The organism is Micromonospora sp. NPDC047465 (genome assembly GCF_040643125.1).
Taxonomy (GTDB): Bacteria; Actinomycetota; Actinomycetes; order Mycobacteriales; family Micromonosporaceae; genus Micromonospora.
The window spans coordinates 1-17,278 of the sequence record NZ_JBEYTP010000077.1 but is presented as its reverse complement, the minus strand read 5'-3'; the positions used below and the strand labels follow the sequence as shown (position 1 = coordinate 17,278).

Below are 17,278 nucleotides of genomic sequence, written 5' to 3'. Positions count from 1 at the left end.
GGAATCGGCAGCCGAGGTGGTGGATGTACCGAGCGGGACTCGTGCCGGGCGCCCAGGTCGCCGCGCGGCTCGATGACGTCGGTACGCTCGCCCGAGAGACGGTACGTGGTGGATGTCCGTGCCGCGACATGCGGATACTCGTATTCGCCTACATCTGGCGGGCCGTCCCAGGTGGAGGCTCGGCGCAGGAACAGCTCGCCGTCGGGCGTGCCGCGCAGCAGGTGCCTGGATACCTGCCGACCGGCCGCGTCGAAGCGTGACACGCAGCAGTATCCGTCGTCCCAGGAGAGGTCCATCACCGCGTGCCGCCGATCGTCGATCAACAGCACGACGGTGTACGGCTCGCCCGCCGCGTCGCGGGCCTCCGCATCGGTCGGGCTCAGCGGGTTGACCACACCGCCGTCCCACCCATCGCAATACACGGCCTCAAGTGGCACCACGGCGATGACCATACAGGCCGCTACCGGTCGTCATGGGCCAACCGAGGTCAGGCGCACGCTGCTGCCGCGATTCGCGCACCATGCAGCGTCACGAGGGCCTGCGCTGATCGATGTCCGGACATGCCGATAGCGGAATCTATCGAGGTACCTTGCATGAGGGTTGCGACGACGTCCCTCGCAGAGGTTGCAGCGTTCAGAGGATGACATAGAAGCCGGCCGACAGCCATCCCAGAATCGCCGCCCCGTACAGCAGTTGGAGTGCCTCCGTCTTGGTCCAAGCTAGCCCGAGGGAGCGCGGCGTCTGAATACGCGCGTGCGGAAGGACGTTCGGCGCGGACTCCAGATCCTCTTGGCGCAGTCCGTAGAAGTCCCGTTCGAGAGTGGCCGCCCACTGCCGGAAGTGTCTGCAGTTCGCGATGTTCTTGCGTTCCCACCGATAGACGGCGAAGGTGACAAGTGCGGCGAAAATACTCAACAGCACAATGGCGGTGTCGGGTATCTTCGCCCCAGGAGCCCGCATCAGTAGCACGATTCCCACACCGGTCACCAGCGGGACCGCTGCCAAGAGCTTGAGGCTGACGTCGTCCGTGGCCCTGATGTTGGCGCAGATCTCCTGATAGACATTGTTCAGGTCGCCTTGACCTGCCCAGTGCGGCCGGCGATCGGCTGCCACCTCGCGGGGTTGCTTCATGTGTTGCTCCTATCCAGAGACTGGCTGGCCCTCGACTCCGATAGTGGCGCAGTCACGCACGTCATCGGATGAGCCGCTTCGAAGTAGATGCCGTTGACCAGGTGGGGCAGGGACAGATGTCCCTGCCCCACCGACTTCAACGAGAGTTGTTGGAGTCACGGTCCGAACCGGCGCTCATACACGGCACGGTGTTCCCGGGCCCTTTGTAGTCATGGATAAGCGACACTCTTCCTCGCCGCACGCCCAGGCTCGGCGTTCTGGCGCTTCTTCAGCTCCTTGACCTGCGCCCGGACGAAGTCAGCAAGGATCGCACCCAGGGCGATACGGCCGGGGTCGACGTCGGCGAAGTCCGACTGCCGAGTGGCCATCGTCGATGCGGTCCCGGACGCGACTATTCGGGTAAGGGCGAAAGGAATTGCCGACCGCCGGAACGAGAGCGAATCCTGGTCGTACGGGGGCAGCCAGCGGCGAGTTGGCCGGCCAAGCCATGCCCGGTCCAGGCCGGCATGTATGCCTCGTGATCGGTTCGCTTTAACGAAAGGGAGTGTGCCCAGGTGGCGAGCATCGTCGACATGTCCTTCAGCACCGACCTGCACATGCGCCTTCTGCTGAGCCTCGACCGGGGGCACAACCTGCAGCGCGCGGTCGCCGAAGCGGTGCGGCCGGGTAGCCGTGTGCTCGACGCCGGCACTGGGTCGGGAATCCTTTCGTTCATGGCGCTGCGGGCCGGCGCGTCCCACGTCGTCGCGGTGGACCGCCAGCATGTCGACGTGGCCCGGGCGCTCGCCGAACACAACGGCCTGGTGGACCGGATAACATTCGCCGAGACCGATCTGATGGACCTCGACATCCCCGGGGTCGACGTCACGAAAACCTTCGACGTCCTGCTCTCCTTCATCTACACCAACCATCCGCTGGTGGACGAGGCCCGCTCACGCATGGTCTTCGCCCTCCGCGACCGGTACGGAGCCCCGGACTGCGCGGTCGTTCCGGGCGTGATTCGTTACCAGGTGACCGGCTGTGAGCGCCGGGACTGGGACCTGCATACCGAAAGCACCGACCTGCGGTACGCCGTCGACCTACTCAACGGCTGCTACGGCCTGGACTTCGCCCCGCTGGTCGAACTGACCCGGCGAGAGTTGGCGATCAAGCGCAGCCGGCCGATCGATCCCACCTCCCGGGATTGGCGTCCGCCCACCCGGATGGCGTGCATCCGGTTCGACCGTGAGGACGTCCGGCTGCTCTCCGAACCGCAGCCGTTCGTCGAGGTTGATTACACCGGGGATGCGTTCACCCCGTTCCCGACCGAGCTGACGCTGCAGGCGGTGAGCCCGGGACGGCTCAGCGGCGTGATCTGGACCCAGGAGCTGGCACACGCCGGGCGGCCGCTGTGGACCACCGAGACGTTCAGCCCGCTCGGCGAGCAGGTGCAGGTCAACGTGGGTGACACCGTGCTGCTGGAAGCCGGCGAGCAGTGGCGCGCGACGAACATCCTCGGGGTCCGCGAGGTCAAGCCGGCCACGTCCTTTGGCCGCTGAACCGACCGGTACGCCGTATCGGTCGGCGTGGTGCGTTGGAAACGATGAGCCAGCTCGGGCCGCCTGGGGGAGTTGTGATGGAGAGTCGGAAACTCGTCGAACGACGGGAATTGTTGCCGGCCGGGCTGGTGGACGCGCTCAACGGGTTGAGCCGGCACACCGCCTGCCCGCCGTATTGCGCTGTGGGCGCCGGAGTGGCCGTGCTGCACCGTCGCACGGAGGGCGGCCGCCGGGTCGGAGTCGTGCTGACCCGGGCAGGACATCGGCACACCCACGTCTACGACCTGGCCGCAGCCTCGTCGATGCGGGGGCTGCTCGGCAGCCGGCTCGCCGATGGTCGGGACCCGGCCGACATCGCGTCCGCCGGCGGTAAGGGCGCGGCCGACGTCGGGCCCGCCGACGGTCGGGACCCGGTCGACACCTGGCTGCGGGTGGACCTGACCGACGAGCGGGACGACCTGGGCGTCACGGTCCGCACCGACGACGCCGGAGCTGATCCGGCCGGCTGTCAGGCACCGTGGACGCTGCCGGCGCTGTCCGCGCTGCTGCGCGACGCGGTGCGGCGGCCGGACGCGCCGAACGGCACCCTGTCGCTGCTCGACGACGGGACCAGACAACGGGTCCTGGAGGACTGGAACGCCACGGGTCGACCGTACCCGGCTGACCGGACGATCTGTCAGCTCTTCGCCGAGCAGGCACGGTCGACTCCGCTGTCGGTGGCGGTGGTTGACGGGGACGTCGTCGTCACGTACCGGGAGTTGGAGGCGCGGGCCAACCGGATCGCCAACTTGCTCGTCCGGTTTGGCGTGCGACCCGGCTCGGTGGTGGGGCTGTACCTGCCCCGCTCGGCCGGACTGGTCGCGGCGCTGCTCGCGGTGCTCCGCGCCGGCGGCGCCTACCTTCCGCTGGACCCCGGCTATCCGCCCGCCCGGCTCCGCCACATGCTCCGGGACAGCGCGGCCGCGCTGGTCGTGTCCGACCGGGCCGGGGCCACCTCGCTCGGACACGACGGCCGGGTGCTGCTCCTCGACAGCGATCTGGCCACCCTGGTCGCCGCGGAGCCGGCCGACCCGCCAGCGGACCGGGCCCGGCCCGCCGACCTCGCGTACCTCATCTACACCTCCGGGTCGACCGGCGCTGCAAAGGGTGTGGAGGTCGAGCACCGGTCGGTGGTCAACTTCCTCCTCGGCATGGGTGAACTGCTCGGCCTGGACCCGTCCGACGGGATCCTCTGGCTCACCTCGTTGTCGTTCGACATCTCGGTGCTGGAGGTGCTGGGTCCGCTGACGCACGGCGGGCGGGTGATCGTGGCCGGCGCGGAGCAGACCCGGGACGGCGCGTTGCTGGCCCGGCTGATCCACCGCGCCGGCCCGACCGTCGTGCAGGCTACCCCGTCGACCTGGCGGGTGCTGCTCGACGCGGTCACGACGCGGCTCCCGGTGACCGCGCTCTGCGGTGGCGAGCCGATGTCACCGGCGCTCGCCCGGCGTCTGATCGCTGGAACCCGCGCGGTGTGGAACATGTACGGCCCGACCGAGACGACCGTGTGGTCGACTGCAGCCCGCATCGACGAGCGGAACTGCGCCCGGCCACCGGTCGGCCGGCCGGTGGCGAACACCAGGGCGTACGTGTTGGACGCCGAGATGCAGCCGGTGCCGGTCGGCTGCGTGGGAGAGCTGTGGCTCGGCGGTGCCGGAGTGGCCCGGGGCTATCGGCGCCAGACCGGGTTGACCGCCGAGCGGTTCGTCGCTGACCCGTTCCGACCAGGTCAGCGGCTCTACCGCACCGGAGACCTGGCACGCCTCGACGACGACGGGCAGATCGAACTGCTCGGCCGCCGGGACCAGCAGGTGAAGGTGGCCGGCCACCGGGTGGAACTGCACGAGGTCGAACTGGCGCTGACCCGGCTGCCCATGATCGGCCAGGCGGTCGTCAAGGCGGTCGAGTCGATTGACGGCGGTCAGGAGCTTCATGCCTTCGTACAACTGACCCGCCCGGTGTCCGGCCCGGCGGAACTGCGTGCTCACCTCGCCGCGGAACTCCCGTCGGCCATGCTGCCGGCCCGTATCGTCCTCCGGGACGCGTTCCCCCTGCTGCCGAACGGCAAGATCGACCGCGGTGCGCTGGACGGAGAGGCGGCTCCCGCAGTCCCGGCCGCGCCGGTCAGCCTGGCAGGTGGCGGGTCTGCGCTGGAGCGGGCGGTGGCCGAGCTGTGGCGTGAGGTCCTGCCCGGTCGCCCCGCCGTCGCCCGCGACGACGATTTCTTCGCCCTGGGCGGCACGTCGCTGCGCGCCGCCGCGTTGGTCAACCGGCTGACGCAGACGCACGCCGAGGTCTTCTACGTGACCGCGCTGTTCAAGGCGCCGACGGTGGCCGGGTTCGCCGACTACCTGCGGCGGGAGTATCCCCGGGTGGCGGCGGGCCTGGTCGGGCCGGAGCCAGCCGTCGGGCCGGAGCCCGCCGTCGGGCTGGAGCCCGCCGTCGGGCTGGAGCCCGCCGTCGGGCTGGAGCCCGCCGTCGAGCCGGAGCCCACTCCCGTACCGCAGGCCACCGCTGTGCCGGACACCGCCGCCGACACCTCCGAGGCGGACCTGCCGGTCAGCAGCGCGCAGGTGGCCCGGTTTCGCCGCCTGGTCACCGGTCCCGCCCCGGGTGCGTCCCGGCCGGTAGACCTATCAGGTCCGGCACCGGTGTTCCTGCTGTCGGCACCCCGGTCCGGTTCGACGCTGCTGCGGGTGATGCTCGCAGGTAACCCGGACCTCTTCGTCCCGCCGGAACTGGAACTGCTCGGCTTCGACAGCATGGCCGAGCGGACCCGGGCACTGGAGGGTCCGCACAGCTACGCCCGGGACGGGCTCGCCCGGGCGGTGCGGGAACTGCTCGGTGGCGATCCGCGGGAGGCACACGATTTCATCGAGCGCCAGCGAGACCTGACGATCGGCGGTTTGTACCAGCTGATCACGCGGCTGCTCGGGCATCGGCGCCTCGTTGACAAGACCAGCACCTACGCCATGGACCTGTCGGCGCTGCGCCGGGCCGGGCGGCTGTTTCCCGAAGCCCGCTACCTGCACCTTATACGCCACCCGGCCGCGATGATCGCCTCCTACCAGGAGGTGAAGCTGGACCAGGTGTTCCGGCATCCGCACGACTTCACCCCGCGCCAACTCGCCGAGCTGATCTGGCTGGTCAGCAACCTCAACGTGGCGGAGTTTTTCGAGTCGGTGCCCGCCGGGCGGCAGCTGCGCGTGCGGTTCGAGGACCTGCTCGACGATCCGGCCGAGGTGCTGCGCGACGTCGCGCGGTTCGTCGGGGTGCCGTTCCATCAGGCCATGCTCGACCCGTACGCCGACCAGGCGACCCGGATGATCGACGGGCTCTACCCGGAATCCCGGATGGCCGGTGACGTGAAGTTCTCCGGCTTCCGCCAGATCGAAAAGGAGATCGCCGAGGCTTGGCGTGGCCGCTTCGAACTCGGCTCACTCTCGTCGTTGACCCTGGCCCTCGGCCGCGGCTACGGCTATCCAGAGCTGGGAACGGACCGGCAGACCGTGCGCCGGGCGCCGCTCGCCGTCCACCAGCGCAACGTCTACCTGCACCAGCAGGTCGCCGACGAGCCGGCGCTCTACAACATCTGCCGGGCCTGGCGGCTATGCGGTCCGGTCGACCCGCTCGCCGTCCGCGCGGCCGGTCAGTACCTGCTCGACCGGCACGAGGCGCTGCGCACGGTGCTGCGCTCCGGGCCGGATGGGGCGTACCAGTCGGTGGAGACGGCGACCGACGTGGCATTCGATCGACTCACCTGGGCCGACCGCCCGGACGAGTCCGAGGTGGCTGAGGCGCTCGCCAACTTCGCCGCCACCGGCCTGTCCCTGACGGACGGACCACTGTTCCGGATGGCACTGGCCACCGTCACTGCCGAGGAGCACGTACTGGCCTTCTGCGTGCACCACTCGGTGGCGGACGGGTCCTCGATGTCGGTCCTGCTGCACGACTTCTCCACGGCGTACGCGGCGGTACTGCGCGGTTGTCGCCCTGAGCTGCCGGCGCCGATGCAGTACATCGAGGCGGGTCAGCGAACGGCCACCCCGCAGGAGCGCGAACGCGCGTTGCGGCACTGGAACGAACGGCTCGCCGGGGCGCCGGACCTGCTCGCCCTGCCCACCGACCGGGCACGGCCAGCCAGCAAGCGGTACCGGGGAGCGCGGGTGCCGCTGGTGCTGCCCGGGCAGCTGTGGCAACGGCTGACCCGGCTCGCCCGGGACGAGGATGCCACCACGTTCATCGTCGCGCTCACCGTCTTCAAGGCGCTGCTGGCCCACTACACCCCCGACGAGCAGGAACCGTTGGTGGTGGGAACCGCCTTCGTGAACCGCCCCGCGGACGCCGCCGAGACTGTCGGCATGTTCACCAACACCCTTCCGCTGGCCACCCTGGTACGCGACGACCCGACGTTCCGCACTCTACTCGCCCGGGTGCGCCAGACCTGCCTGGACGCCTACGAGCACCCGGCGGTGCCGTTCGAGCAACTGGTCCAGCACCTGGACCGGGGGAGGGAAGTCAGCTTCTCCCCGCTGGTACAGGTGCTGTTCACCTTCGAACCGCCGCTCGCCCAGCAGCTGCGCCTCGACGGCGTTGACGTGGCCGACGTCGAGGTTCCGTGGCGTACCTCGAAGTTCGACCTCACGCTGAGCCTCGCCCCCGGTGACCGGGACGTGCGCGGCTATGTCGAGTTCGACCTGGATCTCTTCGACGTCGGGCAGGTCCGCCGGATGGCCGAACACTATCTGCGCCTGGCGGCCGCAGTCGTCGACGATCCCGACCAGCCGGTCAGCGGCTACGAGTTCCTCACCGACTGGGAGGTCGGCGCGGTGCTGCGGGACTGGAACGACACCCACCGCGAGCAGCCGTCCGGGCCGCCGGTCGAACAGCGGATCCGAGACCACGCGCTGCGGCAGCCGGACGCGCCTGCCGTGGAGGGCGACGGGTGGCGACTGAGCTACGCCGAACTGGTCCGCCACGCCGACGGGGTGGCCCGGCGGCTGGCGGCGGCGGGGACCGGTGCCGGCAGCGTGGTGGCGGTCGTCGGCGACCGCGACCCCAACTTCGTGGTGGCCTGTCTGGGCGTACTGTTCTGCGGGGCGGCCTACCTGCCCGTCGACCCGGACCTGCCGCCGCAGCGCGTCGAGTTCATGCTGCGTGACTCCGGTGCCCAGATAGTGCTCGTCGGGCCGGGACGCACCCTCGCGGTGCCCGACGGGACCCGGCTGCTCTGCGTCGGGGCGGCGCCCGCCGGGGAGGCCAGCCCGGTGCCCACCCCGACTGGCCCGCACGACGCGGATATCCCGGACCGGTCGGACACCGCCCTCAGGGCGGAGAACGACCTCGCGTACGTCATCTACACCTCCGGCTCCACCGGGCACCCCAAGGGGGTGATGATCGAACGGCGCAGCCTGACCAACTTCGTCGACTGGTACGTGCAGCGGTTCGGACTCACCTCCCGGGACCGGTGCGGGCAGACCGCCAACGTCGGCTTCGACGTGTGCGCGATGGACGTCTGGCCGACCCTCGCGGCCGGCGCGACCCTGGTGATCGCACCCGGTACGGCGCTGACCGATCCGGCCGGGATGTGGCAGTGGCAGCGCGACTCCGCGACGACGGTCAGCTTCCTGGTCACTCCGCTGTTCGAGGCGATGCTCAACGAGGAGATGCCGGCGGGGCTGGCGCTGCGTACGGTGGTGGTGGCCGGCGACCGGCTGCACGCGCACCCGGCCCTGGCCGGGCTGCCGTTCGAGGTGGTCAACGGCTACGGGCCGACGGAGAACACCATCCTGTCCACGATCGAGGTGGTGTTGCCAGAACACGCGTCGACCCGGCCACCGATCGGCCGGCCGATCGCCAACACCACCGCCTACGTGCTCGACCAGCGACGCCGGCCGGTGCCGGTGGGCGTCGCCGGGGAACTTTACCTGGGCGGCGCGCAGGTCGCCCGGGGTTATCTCAACCGTCCGGAGCTGACCCGGGAACGATTCCTGCCGGACCCGTTCCGGTCCGGCGGGTGGATGTTCCGCACCGGCGACCGGGTCCGGCACCGGGCCGACGGATCCATCGAGTTCATCGGCCGGATCGACCACCAGGTCAAGATCCGCGGGTTCCGGATCGAACTCGGTGAGATCGAAGCGGCCCTGGAGCAGGTGCCCATGGTCAAGGACGCGGTCGTGCTCGCCGTCGGCGAGGGGCACCAGTGCCGGCTGCGCGCCTTCTATGTCGCCGACGACGAGATCGGCGCGCCGCTGTTCCGCGACGAACTGCGCCGGACCCTGCCCTCCTACATGATTCCGGCCGACTTCGTCCGGGTCGACACCGTGCCGGTAACCGCCAACGGCAAGGTGGACCGGCGGGCGCTGGCCGCCCTGCCGGTGGGCGCGACCACCGACGCCGAGCCGGTGACCCCGGCGAGCGAGGTCGAGACCAGGCTGCTGGTGCTCTGGCGACGTGTCCTCGGCGACGAGCGGATCCAGGTGACCGACTCGTTCTTCGACGCCGGCGGGCATTCGTTGAGCGCGATGCGTCTGGTGTCGCTGTTGTGCGCCGAAACCGGCCGGGACGTCAGCCTGGGCACCCTGTTCAACGCGCCGAGCGTCCGTGAACTGGTCCGCCACCTCGACGGGCAACCGTCCCGGGAGGCCACCGGCGGGCTGGTACCCATCCAGCCGGCCGGGTCGCTCAGCCCACTGGTCTGCGTACCAGCCTCGGACGGCAGCCTGCTGCCTTACCAGCGGCTGCGTGACGTCTGCGCCCCCAAGCAGCCGGTCTGGGGCCTGCGCGTCACCGGCTCGCCCGACCGGGACACCGATGTCGAGACGCTGGCCGACCGATACGCCGAACTACTCACCGCCTCTCCGCTGGCCCACCCGCTACGGCTGCTCGGCTGGTCGTTCGGTGGCCTTCTCGCGTTCGCCACGGCCGGACGCCTGGCGGCGACGGGCCGGCCGCCGGCCGGGGTGGTGCTGCTCGACGCGGAGGTGCTGACCGGGCCGGTCGACGGTGACGGGGACCTGCTGCTGCGCGAGTTCCACTGGCAGTTGCGCCGCCGCTCGGGACGCCATCCGGAGGTGGGCCGCAACACCCGACCGGAAAGCCGGATCACATGGTCGGACGTGGTCGACGAGGCCACCCGGCAGGGACTGCTGGACGACGGGGACGGTGAACGGACCCTGCGGGAGGCGTTCGACACCTTCAGCGTCTACCTGGCGATGGGGCGCCGGCACACCCCGCAGCCGATCACCGTGCCCGTGACGCTCTACGTGGTTGCCGACCGCGCGCCCGAACGGCGGGACCGGCAGGTGGCCCGGTGGCGCGAACTGACCGGCGGGCGACTGACCGTACGGGAGCTTCCGGGGGACCACATGGACGCGGTCGGCGACCACGCCCTGCGTACCGTGATCGCGGATCTCGCCGCAGATGTGGTGGCCCGGCCGGGTCAGGAGGCATGACTGTGACGTCCGCCGCCACCGTGCCTGTCGGCGCCATGGAGCCCGCCGGGCCGGCCCGCGTCCGGCGCTGGCTCGGGCTGGCCGCCCTGCTGACCGGCATGTTCGTCGTCCAGGTGGACTTCTTCATCGTCAACGTGGCGCTCCCGCCGATCCAGCAGGACCTGCACGCAACGCTGTCGGAGATCCAACTGGTGGCGGTCAGCTACGCCGGCGCGGTCGGGCTCACCGTGGTGACCGGCGGCCGGCTCGGCGACGTGTACGGCCGCCGGCGGATCTTCCTGGTCGGCATGGCCGGTATCGCGCTCGCCTCCCTGCTCGGTGGCCTGGCATGGAGCGCCCCGATGCTGGTCGTGGCCCGGATCCTGCAGGGCTTCGCCGCCGGGTTGGTGCTGCCGCAGGGGATCGGGTCGGTGCACGCGATGTTCTCCGGGCGGGACCGGGAACGGGCGTTCGCGGTCTTCGGGGCGGCGATGGGGCTCTCCTGGGCCAGCGGCATGGTCTTCGGCGGGCTGCTGATCGAGGCGGATATTGCCGGCTCGGGTTGGCGGTCGATCTTCCTGGTCAACGTCCTGCTGGCCCTGCTCGCCTGGCTGGGTACCGCCCGCTGGTTCGACGAGACGAAACGATCCTCCACCACCCGGCTGGACACCGCCGGCGCGCTCGCGCTGACCGTCGTCACGGCGCTGGTCCTGGTGCCGCTGATCCAGGGCCCACCGGCGGGTTGGCCGATGTGGACGCTTCTCTGCCTGTTTTTCGCCGCCGTCGGCGCGGTAGTGCTGATCCGGGTCGAGCGGCGTACCGCGCGGGCCGGTGGCGCCCCGCTGCTGCCGCCGCATCTGTTCCGGGACCGCCAGTTCGACATCGGCCTGTTGGTGATCGGGATCTTCTTCCTCGGGCCACCGGGATACTTCCTGCTCACCAGCATCTATCTGCAGTCGGTGCTGGACTTCTCGCCGTTCGAGTCGGGCATGTCACTGCTGCCATTCAGCCTGCTCTTCTTCGTCTCCGCCGACGTGGTCAAGCGGCTTAAGGCACGGCTTAACGAGTCCGTGATCATCGTCGGCGTGCTGGTGATGATGGTCGGCACCGTCGTCGTCGGTCTCACCGTGCACATCGCCGGCACCGACCTGACGGTGCTACGGCTCACCCCCGGCGTCGCGCTGCTCGGCTTCGGCCAAGCGCTGGTGACCACCCCGCTCATGGAGATGTTGCTGCGTCACGTGCCGAAGGGCATCGCCGCGACCGCCTCCGGGGTGTTCACCACGGTGCAACTGATCGCCCAGCAGATCGGGGTGGCCCTGGCGGTCATCATCTTCACCGCGTTCGTCACCCACCAGCTCGACCGGACCGCGCCGGAGCAGGCCTGGGAGGTACAGACTTCGGTCGTCGACTCCGGAGGTACCGAGGCGCAGGCACAGCGGGCCGTGGCGGACGTGGCCGACTGCGCCGCGCGCGCCGCCGGCGAACTGACCGGGGCGACCGGGCACTCCTGTGCCGGAGCGGACGGCTGGACGGCCCTGGTGGACGCGGCCGCGGACCGGGCGGTGACGGTGGCCGCTCGGGACGCCTTCGTCCATACCCTCGGCTACAACCTGCTCGTCCAACTGACCACCGCGGCGATCATGGTCCTGCACGTCCGGCGGCTGCGCCGCCGACCGGTGCCACCCGCGGTCGGGTCGCCGACTGGCAGGGTCGCGTAATCCAACTGTCTTGTATTCACGTTCATGGCTCGTCCGCAATCACGGTGAGTCACACGGAGCATGGTGCTGGCGGCGAGATCTGCATCTACGATCATCGTCTGATGACGCAGCGGCGATCTGGATGCCGTACTGACCGTGAGGGTGTCCGGACGACTGGCGCGCCATGTCAGCGGCAGATCCGGATGCCCGAGTCAGGCACACCTGTATTCGTTCGGGCGACTCCGCTCTCTGCGGTCTCGGATGACGACCTTGCCGGGCCCCGTGGTGTTGGTGCAGTGCGGGCCGTGCACGTCGAGGCTGGCGAGATCGGTTGTGATCGCGGCTGAGCCGAAGTAGGCGGGATCGAGGATGTAGGCCACACGGGTGCCGGCTCCGGCGGGAGCGGAGAACTCCGCAGGTGGCTCGACCGGCCGTAAGCCGACGAGGCTCTGCCGAAAACCGCGCCCATGTCGCCAGACTTCGACGAAGGTCTGCGAACTCACGGCCGCCGCTGCGGCGCTCGACCACCGATCGCAGGTGAGCAGCGAGTCGTAGTAGCCGAACTTCGGCATGCCCCGGCCGGTCAGGATGTCCGCCTGGTCGTCGGTCACCGAGAAGATGAGATCAGCGGTGATCTCCGCTACGACGTCGGGCGTGTGGCTCGCGGCGACCCTGGTTGCCGGATGAAACGCGTGCCCCACAACCGCGCAAAGCACCCGAGTCGCCAGACGAGGATCTTCCCTGCCTACCCCGAAATACATACCGGGCAGCTTGCGTACGGAGTCGTCGAACTCCAGGACCGTGATCTTCGCGAGGCTGTAGTCAGGCTCCGTCACGCCACCAACGCTATCCCGGCAAGGCACGCACGCCCATCGGCAGATCCGGACGCCGTCAGGAGCAGTCCGTCGTCGCCCAAAAGTGATTATTGAGTCTTTCGCATACCGCCGTCGTCTGGCTCAGGAGCTGCTACGCCGCCGGCGGCCATAACACCTGACCTGGCCCCCCGCGCTTGCTCGCCTCCACCTCGGCGAGGTGGAGGCGAGCAAGCCCCAGCGGGGACTACGCCACGTCAGCGCTCCGGGGCGGCGGCAGCCCGCACGGTGAGGGGCTGTCCGGCTGACCCCAGCCGGGTCAAAGGCGGGGCCCGGTTAGCCCTTCACGGTCAGGATCGGCTGAAGTTCGGCGACGGGTCGGGCGACGTCAGCTCGTTGGAGGCTGTTGACGACCGGGCCGACGTCCTTGTACACCCACGGCGCTTCCTGCTTGAGGTCGCGGCGCCAAGCGTCGATGATGTCCCGGCGGGCGGCCACGGCCGGGTCGTGGTGGTTGAGCGGGGTGACGACCCGGAACTCGCGGAGGAAGGCGTCCAGTTCGGCGTCGCCGCCGCGGGCCGCCGCGCCGCGGGGAATCCGACGGCCAGCGCCGTGGCAGGCGCTACCCAGCGCGCGGGTTTCGCCGAGCCCGCGGAGCAGGTAGCTGGGTGCGCCCATGGAGCCGGGCACAATTACCGGCTCGCCCCACAGTTCTGGGCCGCGGTGCGGATGGTCGATGATCCCGCCCGCCGGGGTGGCGCCCTTGCGGTGCAAGACAGTGCCGTCGTCTCCGGGCCAGAGCAGGTTGTGCGGCGCATCGTAGATCAGCCGGGAGCCGATCTCGCCGACCACGTCGGCAAGGCCAGCACGCAGCATCAACGCCAGGAAGAACCGGTTGCCGATGGCGAAGTTCGCCGCGTTCGCGAACGCGGTCAGGTACCGCTCCCGCCGCGGCGCGCCGGATTCGTCAAGCAGCATCGGCAGAATCCGGTTGCGCGGCATCGGTACGCCGCGCGGCCAGGCGGCGCGGGCCTGGTCCTGGCCGGTGGCGTTGGCCTGGTGCCCCAGCGACAGCGAGCCGCTGTGCACCATCAGCACCACCCGGCCTGGTACCAGGCCCCAGGCGTGCGCGGCCGCGCCATCGTGGATGACCGACACGTATTGCAGTTCAGCGAAGTGGTTGCCGCCGCCGACACTGCCGATGATGCTGTCGTAGCTCGTCCCGCCACCGCTGGTGATCCAGTCACGGAACCCGGACGCGGACGCGACCGGGAACCCGGACGCGTGCAGCCGACTGCTGAGATCAGTCGTATCGTCCGGGCGGACCTGTCGCCACGCGCCGTCGGCGTCGGTCGGGACACCACTGTCGAGCAACCCAGGCAGCCCGTCGCGGAGCAGTCCTTCGCGTTGCGTCGCGGTCAGGCCGATGCGGCGTCCGCCTTCGAAGAACAGGTGACGCAGTCTCCGCTCGAGTGCGTCCAGGTGTGGGCGCAGGCGGTCGACGGTGACCTCGGTGGCCTCGACCCGCATCCCGCAGTTGATGTCGTTGCCGACCGCCTGCGGGATGAGCGCGCCGACCGTGTGCAGCACGGTGCCGATCGGGATGCCGGCGCCCTTGTGGAAATCCGGGGTGCACACCACCCGGTCGATGCGGGGTTCCACGTCGAGGCCGGGCGTGGCCTTGGCCAACTCCGACAACGTATTGGCGGTGTCCAGCACAGTGAGCAGTTCGTCGATCGCTGCGGATTCCAGCGGCACCTCGGGACCGGCGCAGATCTCCACCGGAACATTCGCGGGGTTGGGCAGGGTGAGCCAGGAGTCGTCGGTGCGGACCAGACGGGGGTCTGGCCGCTGCGGAACGGGCATAAGGGACCTTTCGGACGCTGCCGAAGATAGGGACGGGACACCGCCACGCGATCATGGCCGCGTGGGGATCCGGGTCGAGCCCGGACCGTGTCCGCTTGCGTGCCTGACGGTTCAGCAGCCGCGAGGTCGCAATCAGCATAGGCCGCAAAGAGCGCGACCCGCGAACCCATTTCGTCGGCGCTTGGGGCATGCCGCGCAGGGAACAGCGCCCCAGCACTCGTGAAGGGCGAATCGGCAGACGACGCAGAATGGCCACCGCTTGCTCGACGAGACCGGACAACCGCCGATCCCACCAAATCCGACCGAGCTGTCACGCTCGGTAACCCATAAGGGCTCCCTCGTCGAGCACTCGCCACGATCGAATACGCGCGTCTACCGGTTCTATCGCGGGCCATTCCGGTTCCCCGGCCGCCACGAACCCAGGGCGTTACCAACCGGCCCACCAGCCTCCGTGCCACCGCCTACGCTCAGTCACCGGCACGTAGTCGGCTGACGCCCGGATCGCGGCAGAAGAGTATGCCTGGAGGCGTGGTCTGGGCGCGAAAGCCAGCGGGGGCTCGACCGCCGGGCCGCAGGATCGCCGGACACGCCTCTCGGAAATCCGCCACCAGAACGATACCGATCGGCTAGGTGAAGCTGTAGCCTCCGATTTGGGCTCGGAAGAGGAACTCATGCCGAGGACGTCCGGGTACGCGGAGGCCGTCTACCAGTTCATTCAGGAACACGCCACCATCGAGGATGGGTGCCGGGTCTGTCGCGAACCGCTCTATCCGTGGATGATGGAGGAGTTTCGCCTGGACAGGCGCAAGGTAAAAGGCATACGTACCGCAGCAGTCAAAGAACTGGAACGTCGTGGTCTCGTCCATCGTCCCAATCCCAGGAGCGTGCTGCTGATTCTGACAGATTGATCTTGCGGCTCGCCTCGCCGGAGGAACTCATCGCCAGCAGCCGTTCCGTCGGTCTCGTCCTTACCGTTCACACCGGTACGGATGTCCGCGTCGCCGCGTCGCCACTGCGGGTCTCAGGAAACGAACGAGATCAGTTCGACGGGTAGGGGCGCGGGCGCACGCCTCTTGTCTGCCATGGATCAGCATGTTCTACCTCGCACCGGACGCGAGCATTGTGGACCTTCGTACAACCCTGCTAAGGTGCCCGGATGCAGGCTGCCCTGTATTTTCCGTTCATCAACGTTCCATCGACCGCTTGGTGGACCCGAACTCTGCTGTACTGGGATCGTGTGGGAACCATCGTTCCGCGGTCGTACTGGCATGATCCCGATAGGCTCGGCCGGTTCACGCTTGAGCTCGTTCGCGAGGGCCTAGTCGACCAGTTTCGCCCTGAATGGGCGGGCGAATCCCTCGGAGACAACTTCGCGCGCTACCTAAATCGGTTGGCCGCAGAGGAAATTGATGAACGCCGTCGGCGCCTTCGTAACGGTCAAGTCGTCTTTGTTCACCGAGACAAGTGGCTTATGTATGCTTCAGGGCTACGCGAGGTGAGGCAAATGGGTCTAGCCCTAGACGGCGACCATTTCATGCATCGCGGCGATGAGTGGGTGGCACTCGAGCAGTTGACGGCCAACGAGTTCATGGCAGCGCTTACATTGGCACTTTGTCAAACGGCCAGCACCACTGGCGAGGGATCCGGCAGGGGCGCAATGCCGACGGGGACCTGGGTGCCGACGACTGACTTGGTCGAAGCTGTCCAAGTTTTGCTCTCCGGGCTTGAACCCAAAGGGGCATCCGGTGAGAGTCGGAAGATGAATCTCCGGGTTCGAGGCGAGGTCGCTGCGGCAGAGGTCCGAACGGAGCTGCTAAGCGAACTGCTGCCGGTGCCGACTGCCCCACTTGCTGTTAATCATATTGTCGACTTCCGCAAAAGGCATGGTGACCTTCTGCCAAACCTTCGTCGGCACCTGGAGTCGAAGATCGACGAGGCGCTTACTGTTGAAGATGAAGTTCTCCGGTTCCGCCTTCTGGATCGCATAAGGGATGAACTGGAGGATCAAATTGCAGAAGCGGAAGCATACTTGCGCGAGCTTCCATTAAAGTCCGTATCCCGATCATCAATCCTCAAGGTGTTGAAGTTCGTGCCGTTCTTGAAGGATCCGATCGAAGCGGGCCAGGACATCGCGGAAAGCTTTCGGTCCAATCCGAATTTTGAATCCGAACCGCTTGCGTACCTCGCCTTTGCGCGGGCCACCTTCGCGCCCGCGCGACGCTTCACCCTTAACCAAGAGGAAGATATTTCCCTCGTTGAAGCAATCTCGGGTATGGCGTGATCGGGTAAGCGCGAGGTGCAAGCAGGCCTGGTAGCGCCTACTCAGCTCGGCATGACCGAGCGGCTCGCGGCAGATCAGTGCACGCGATCACGCAGAAGACGGCGCTGATTGCTCACGACGCTGCCGGCCCCGCGGGTAAGATCTTGCGAATGGCGATCTCGCAGTACGTGGCTGGCCTTCGGAAGCTTGTGGGCAAGGATCTGCTCATACTGCCGAGCGCCTGTGCCGTTGTCGTTGACGACAGCGGACGTGTGTTGTTGGGTCGGCGTGTCGATACTGGAAGGTGGTCCCTGCCGGCGGGAGCGATCGATCCTGGCGAACAGCCGGCAGATGCGGTAGTACGCGAAGTGTACGAAGAGACGGGCGTGAACATCACTGAGGCCTTTTCATCGTGATGGGCCTGGTCGCGGCGGGTGCGGCATGGCGCGTGTCGACATAGGACGAGGCTCCCGGTAAGACAGCAGTCGACCAAGATCTG

At 68.6% G+C, this 17,278-nt stretch carries 10 protein-coding genes; 6 read left to right on the top strand and 4 right to left on the bottom strand.

All coding sequences use genetic code 11. From position 1 onward, the window contains the following. Positions 1 to 440, bottom strand: a 440-nt coding sequence (locus ABZ793_RS33215; RefSeq protein ID WP_357464697.1) for a hypothetical protein, incomplete at its 3' end; no start/stop codon positions are given. A gap of 193 nt (positions 441 to 633) precedes the next feature. Further along, on the bottom strand, positions 634 to 1,131 hold the full coding sequence (locus ABZ793_RS33210; RefSeq protein ID WP_357464696.1) for a hypothetical protein: 498 nt from the start codon (positions 1,129 to 1,131) through the stop codon (positions 634 to 636). A 554-nt stretch (positions 1,132 to 1,685) separates the two neighbouring features. On the opposite strand from ABZ793_RS33210, the gene ABZ793_RS33205 reads away from it, so the two are divergent. From ABZ793_RS33205 to ABZ793_RS33195, 3 genes are all read left to right on the top strand, one after another. Beyond that, positions 1,686 to 2,669: a class I SAM-dependent methyltransferase gene (locus ABZ793_RS33205; protein WP_357464694.1), complete on the top strand. Its 984-nt coding sequence runs from the start codon at positions 1,686 to 1,688 to the stop codon at positions 2,667 to 2,669. A gap of 77 nt (positions 2,670 to 2,746) precedes the next feature. Then, a complete protein-coding gene (locus ABZ793_RS33200; RefSeq protein WP_357464692.1) occupies positions 2,747 to 10,162 on the top strand; it encodes an amino acid adenylation domain-containing protein in 7,416 nt (2,471 codons plus the stop codon). After that, the gene (locus tag ABZ793_RS33195) at positions 10,159 to 11,862 is read left to right on the top strand and encodes an MFS transporter (protein WP_357464690.1); all 1,704 of its coding nucleotides are present in this window, start codon (positions 10,159 to 10,161) and stop codon (positions 11,860 to 11,862) included. The genes ABZ793_RS33200 and ABZ793_RS33195 overlap by 4 nt, the downstream gene beginning before the upstream one ends. A gap of 191 nt (positions 11,863 to 12,053) precedes the next feature. Here ABZ793_RS33195 and ABZ793_RS33190 read toward each other — a convergent pair whose 3' ends face one another. Further along, positions 12,054 to 12,677, bottom strand: coding sequence for a hypothetical protein (locus ABZ793_RS33190; protein WP_357464688.1), 624 nt, complete (start codon positions 12,675 to 12,677; stop codon positions 12,054 to 12,056). A gap of 312 nt (positions 12,678 to 12,989) precedes the next feature. Beyond that, a complete protein-coding gene (locus ABZ793_RS33185) occupies positions 12,990 to 14,519 on the bottom strand; it encodes an RtcB family protein (protein WP_357464686.1) in 1,530 nt (509 codons plus the stop codon). Positions 14,520 to 15,190: 671 nt separating this feature from the next. Here ABZ793_RS33185 and ABZ793_RS33180 point away from each other — a divergent pair. From ABZ793_RS33180 to ABZ793_RS33170, 3 genes are all read left to right on the top strand, one after another. Then, entirely contained in the window at positions 15,191 to 15,427 is a 237-nt protein-coding gene (locus ABZ793_RS33180; protein WP_357464684.1) for a hypothetical protein, read from the top strand. A 248-nt stretch (positions 15,428 to 15,675) separates the two neighbouring features. Then, positions 15,676 to 16,800: a hypothetical protein gene (locus ABZ793_RS33175; protein ID WP_357464682.1), complete on the top strand. Its 1,125-nt coding sequence runs from the start codon at positions 15,676 to 15,678 to the stop codon at positions 16,798 to 16,800. A gap of 149 nt (positions 16,801 to 16,949) precedes the next feature. Continuing rightward, positions 16,950 to 17,195, top strand: a complete 246-nt coding sequence (locus tag ABZ793_RS33170) for an NUDIX domain-containing protein (protein WP_357464680.1) — start codon at positions 16,950 to 16,952, stop codon at positions 17,193 to 17,195. Positions 17,196 to 17,278 lie beyond the last annotated feature (83 nt).

What these genes read in the sequence shown, in the direction of transcription:
- ABZ793_RS33210 (WP_357464696.1), bottom strand. Translation starts at nt 1,131, where the DNA reads ATGAAGCAACCCCGCGAGGTGGCAGCCGATCGCCGGCCGCACTGGGCA.
- ABZ793_RS33180 (WP_357464684.1), top strand. Translation starts at nt 15,191, where the DNA reads ATGCCGAGGACGTCCGGGTACGCGGAGGCCGTCTACCAGTTCATTCAG.
- ABZ793_RS33175 (WP_357464682.1), top strand. Translation starts at nt 15,676, where the DNA reads ATGCAGGCTGCCCTGTATTTTCCGTTCATCAACGTTCCATCGACCGCT.
- ABZ793_RS33200 (WP_357464692.1), top strand. Translation starts at nt 2,747, where the DNA reads ATGGAGAGTCGGAAACTCGTCGAACGACGGGAATTGTTGCCGGCCGGG.
- ABZ793_RS33185 (WP_357464686.1), bottom strand. Translation starts at nt 14,519, where the DNA reads ATGCCCGTTCCGCAGCGGCCAGACCCCCGTCTGGTCCGCACCGACGAC.
- ABZ793_RS33170 (WP_357464680.1), top strand. Translation starts at nt 16,950, where the DNA reads ATGGCGATCTCGCAGTACGTGGCTGGCCTTCGGAAGCTTGTGGGCAAG.
- ABZ793_RS33195 (WP_357464690.1), top strand. Translation starts at nt 10,159, where the DNA reads ATGACTGTGACGTCCGCCGCCACCGTGCCTGTCGGCGCCATGGAGCCC.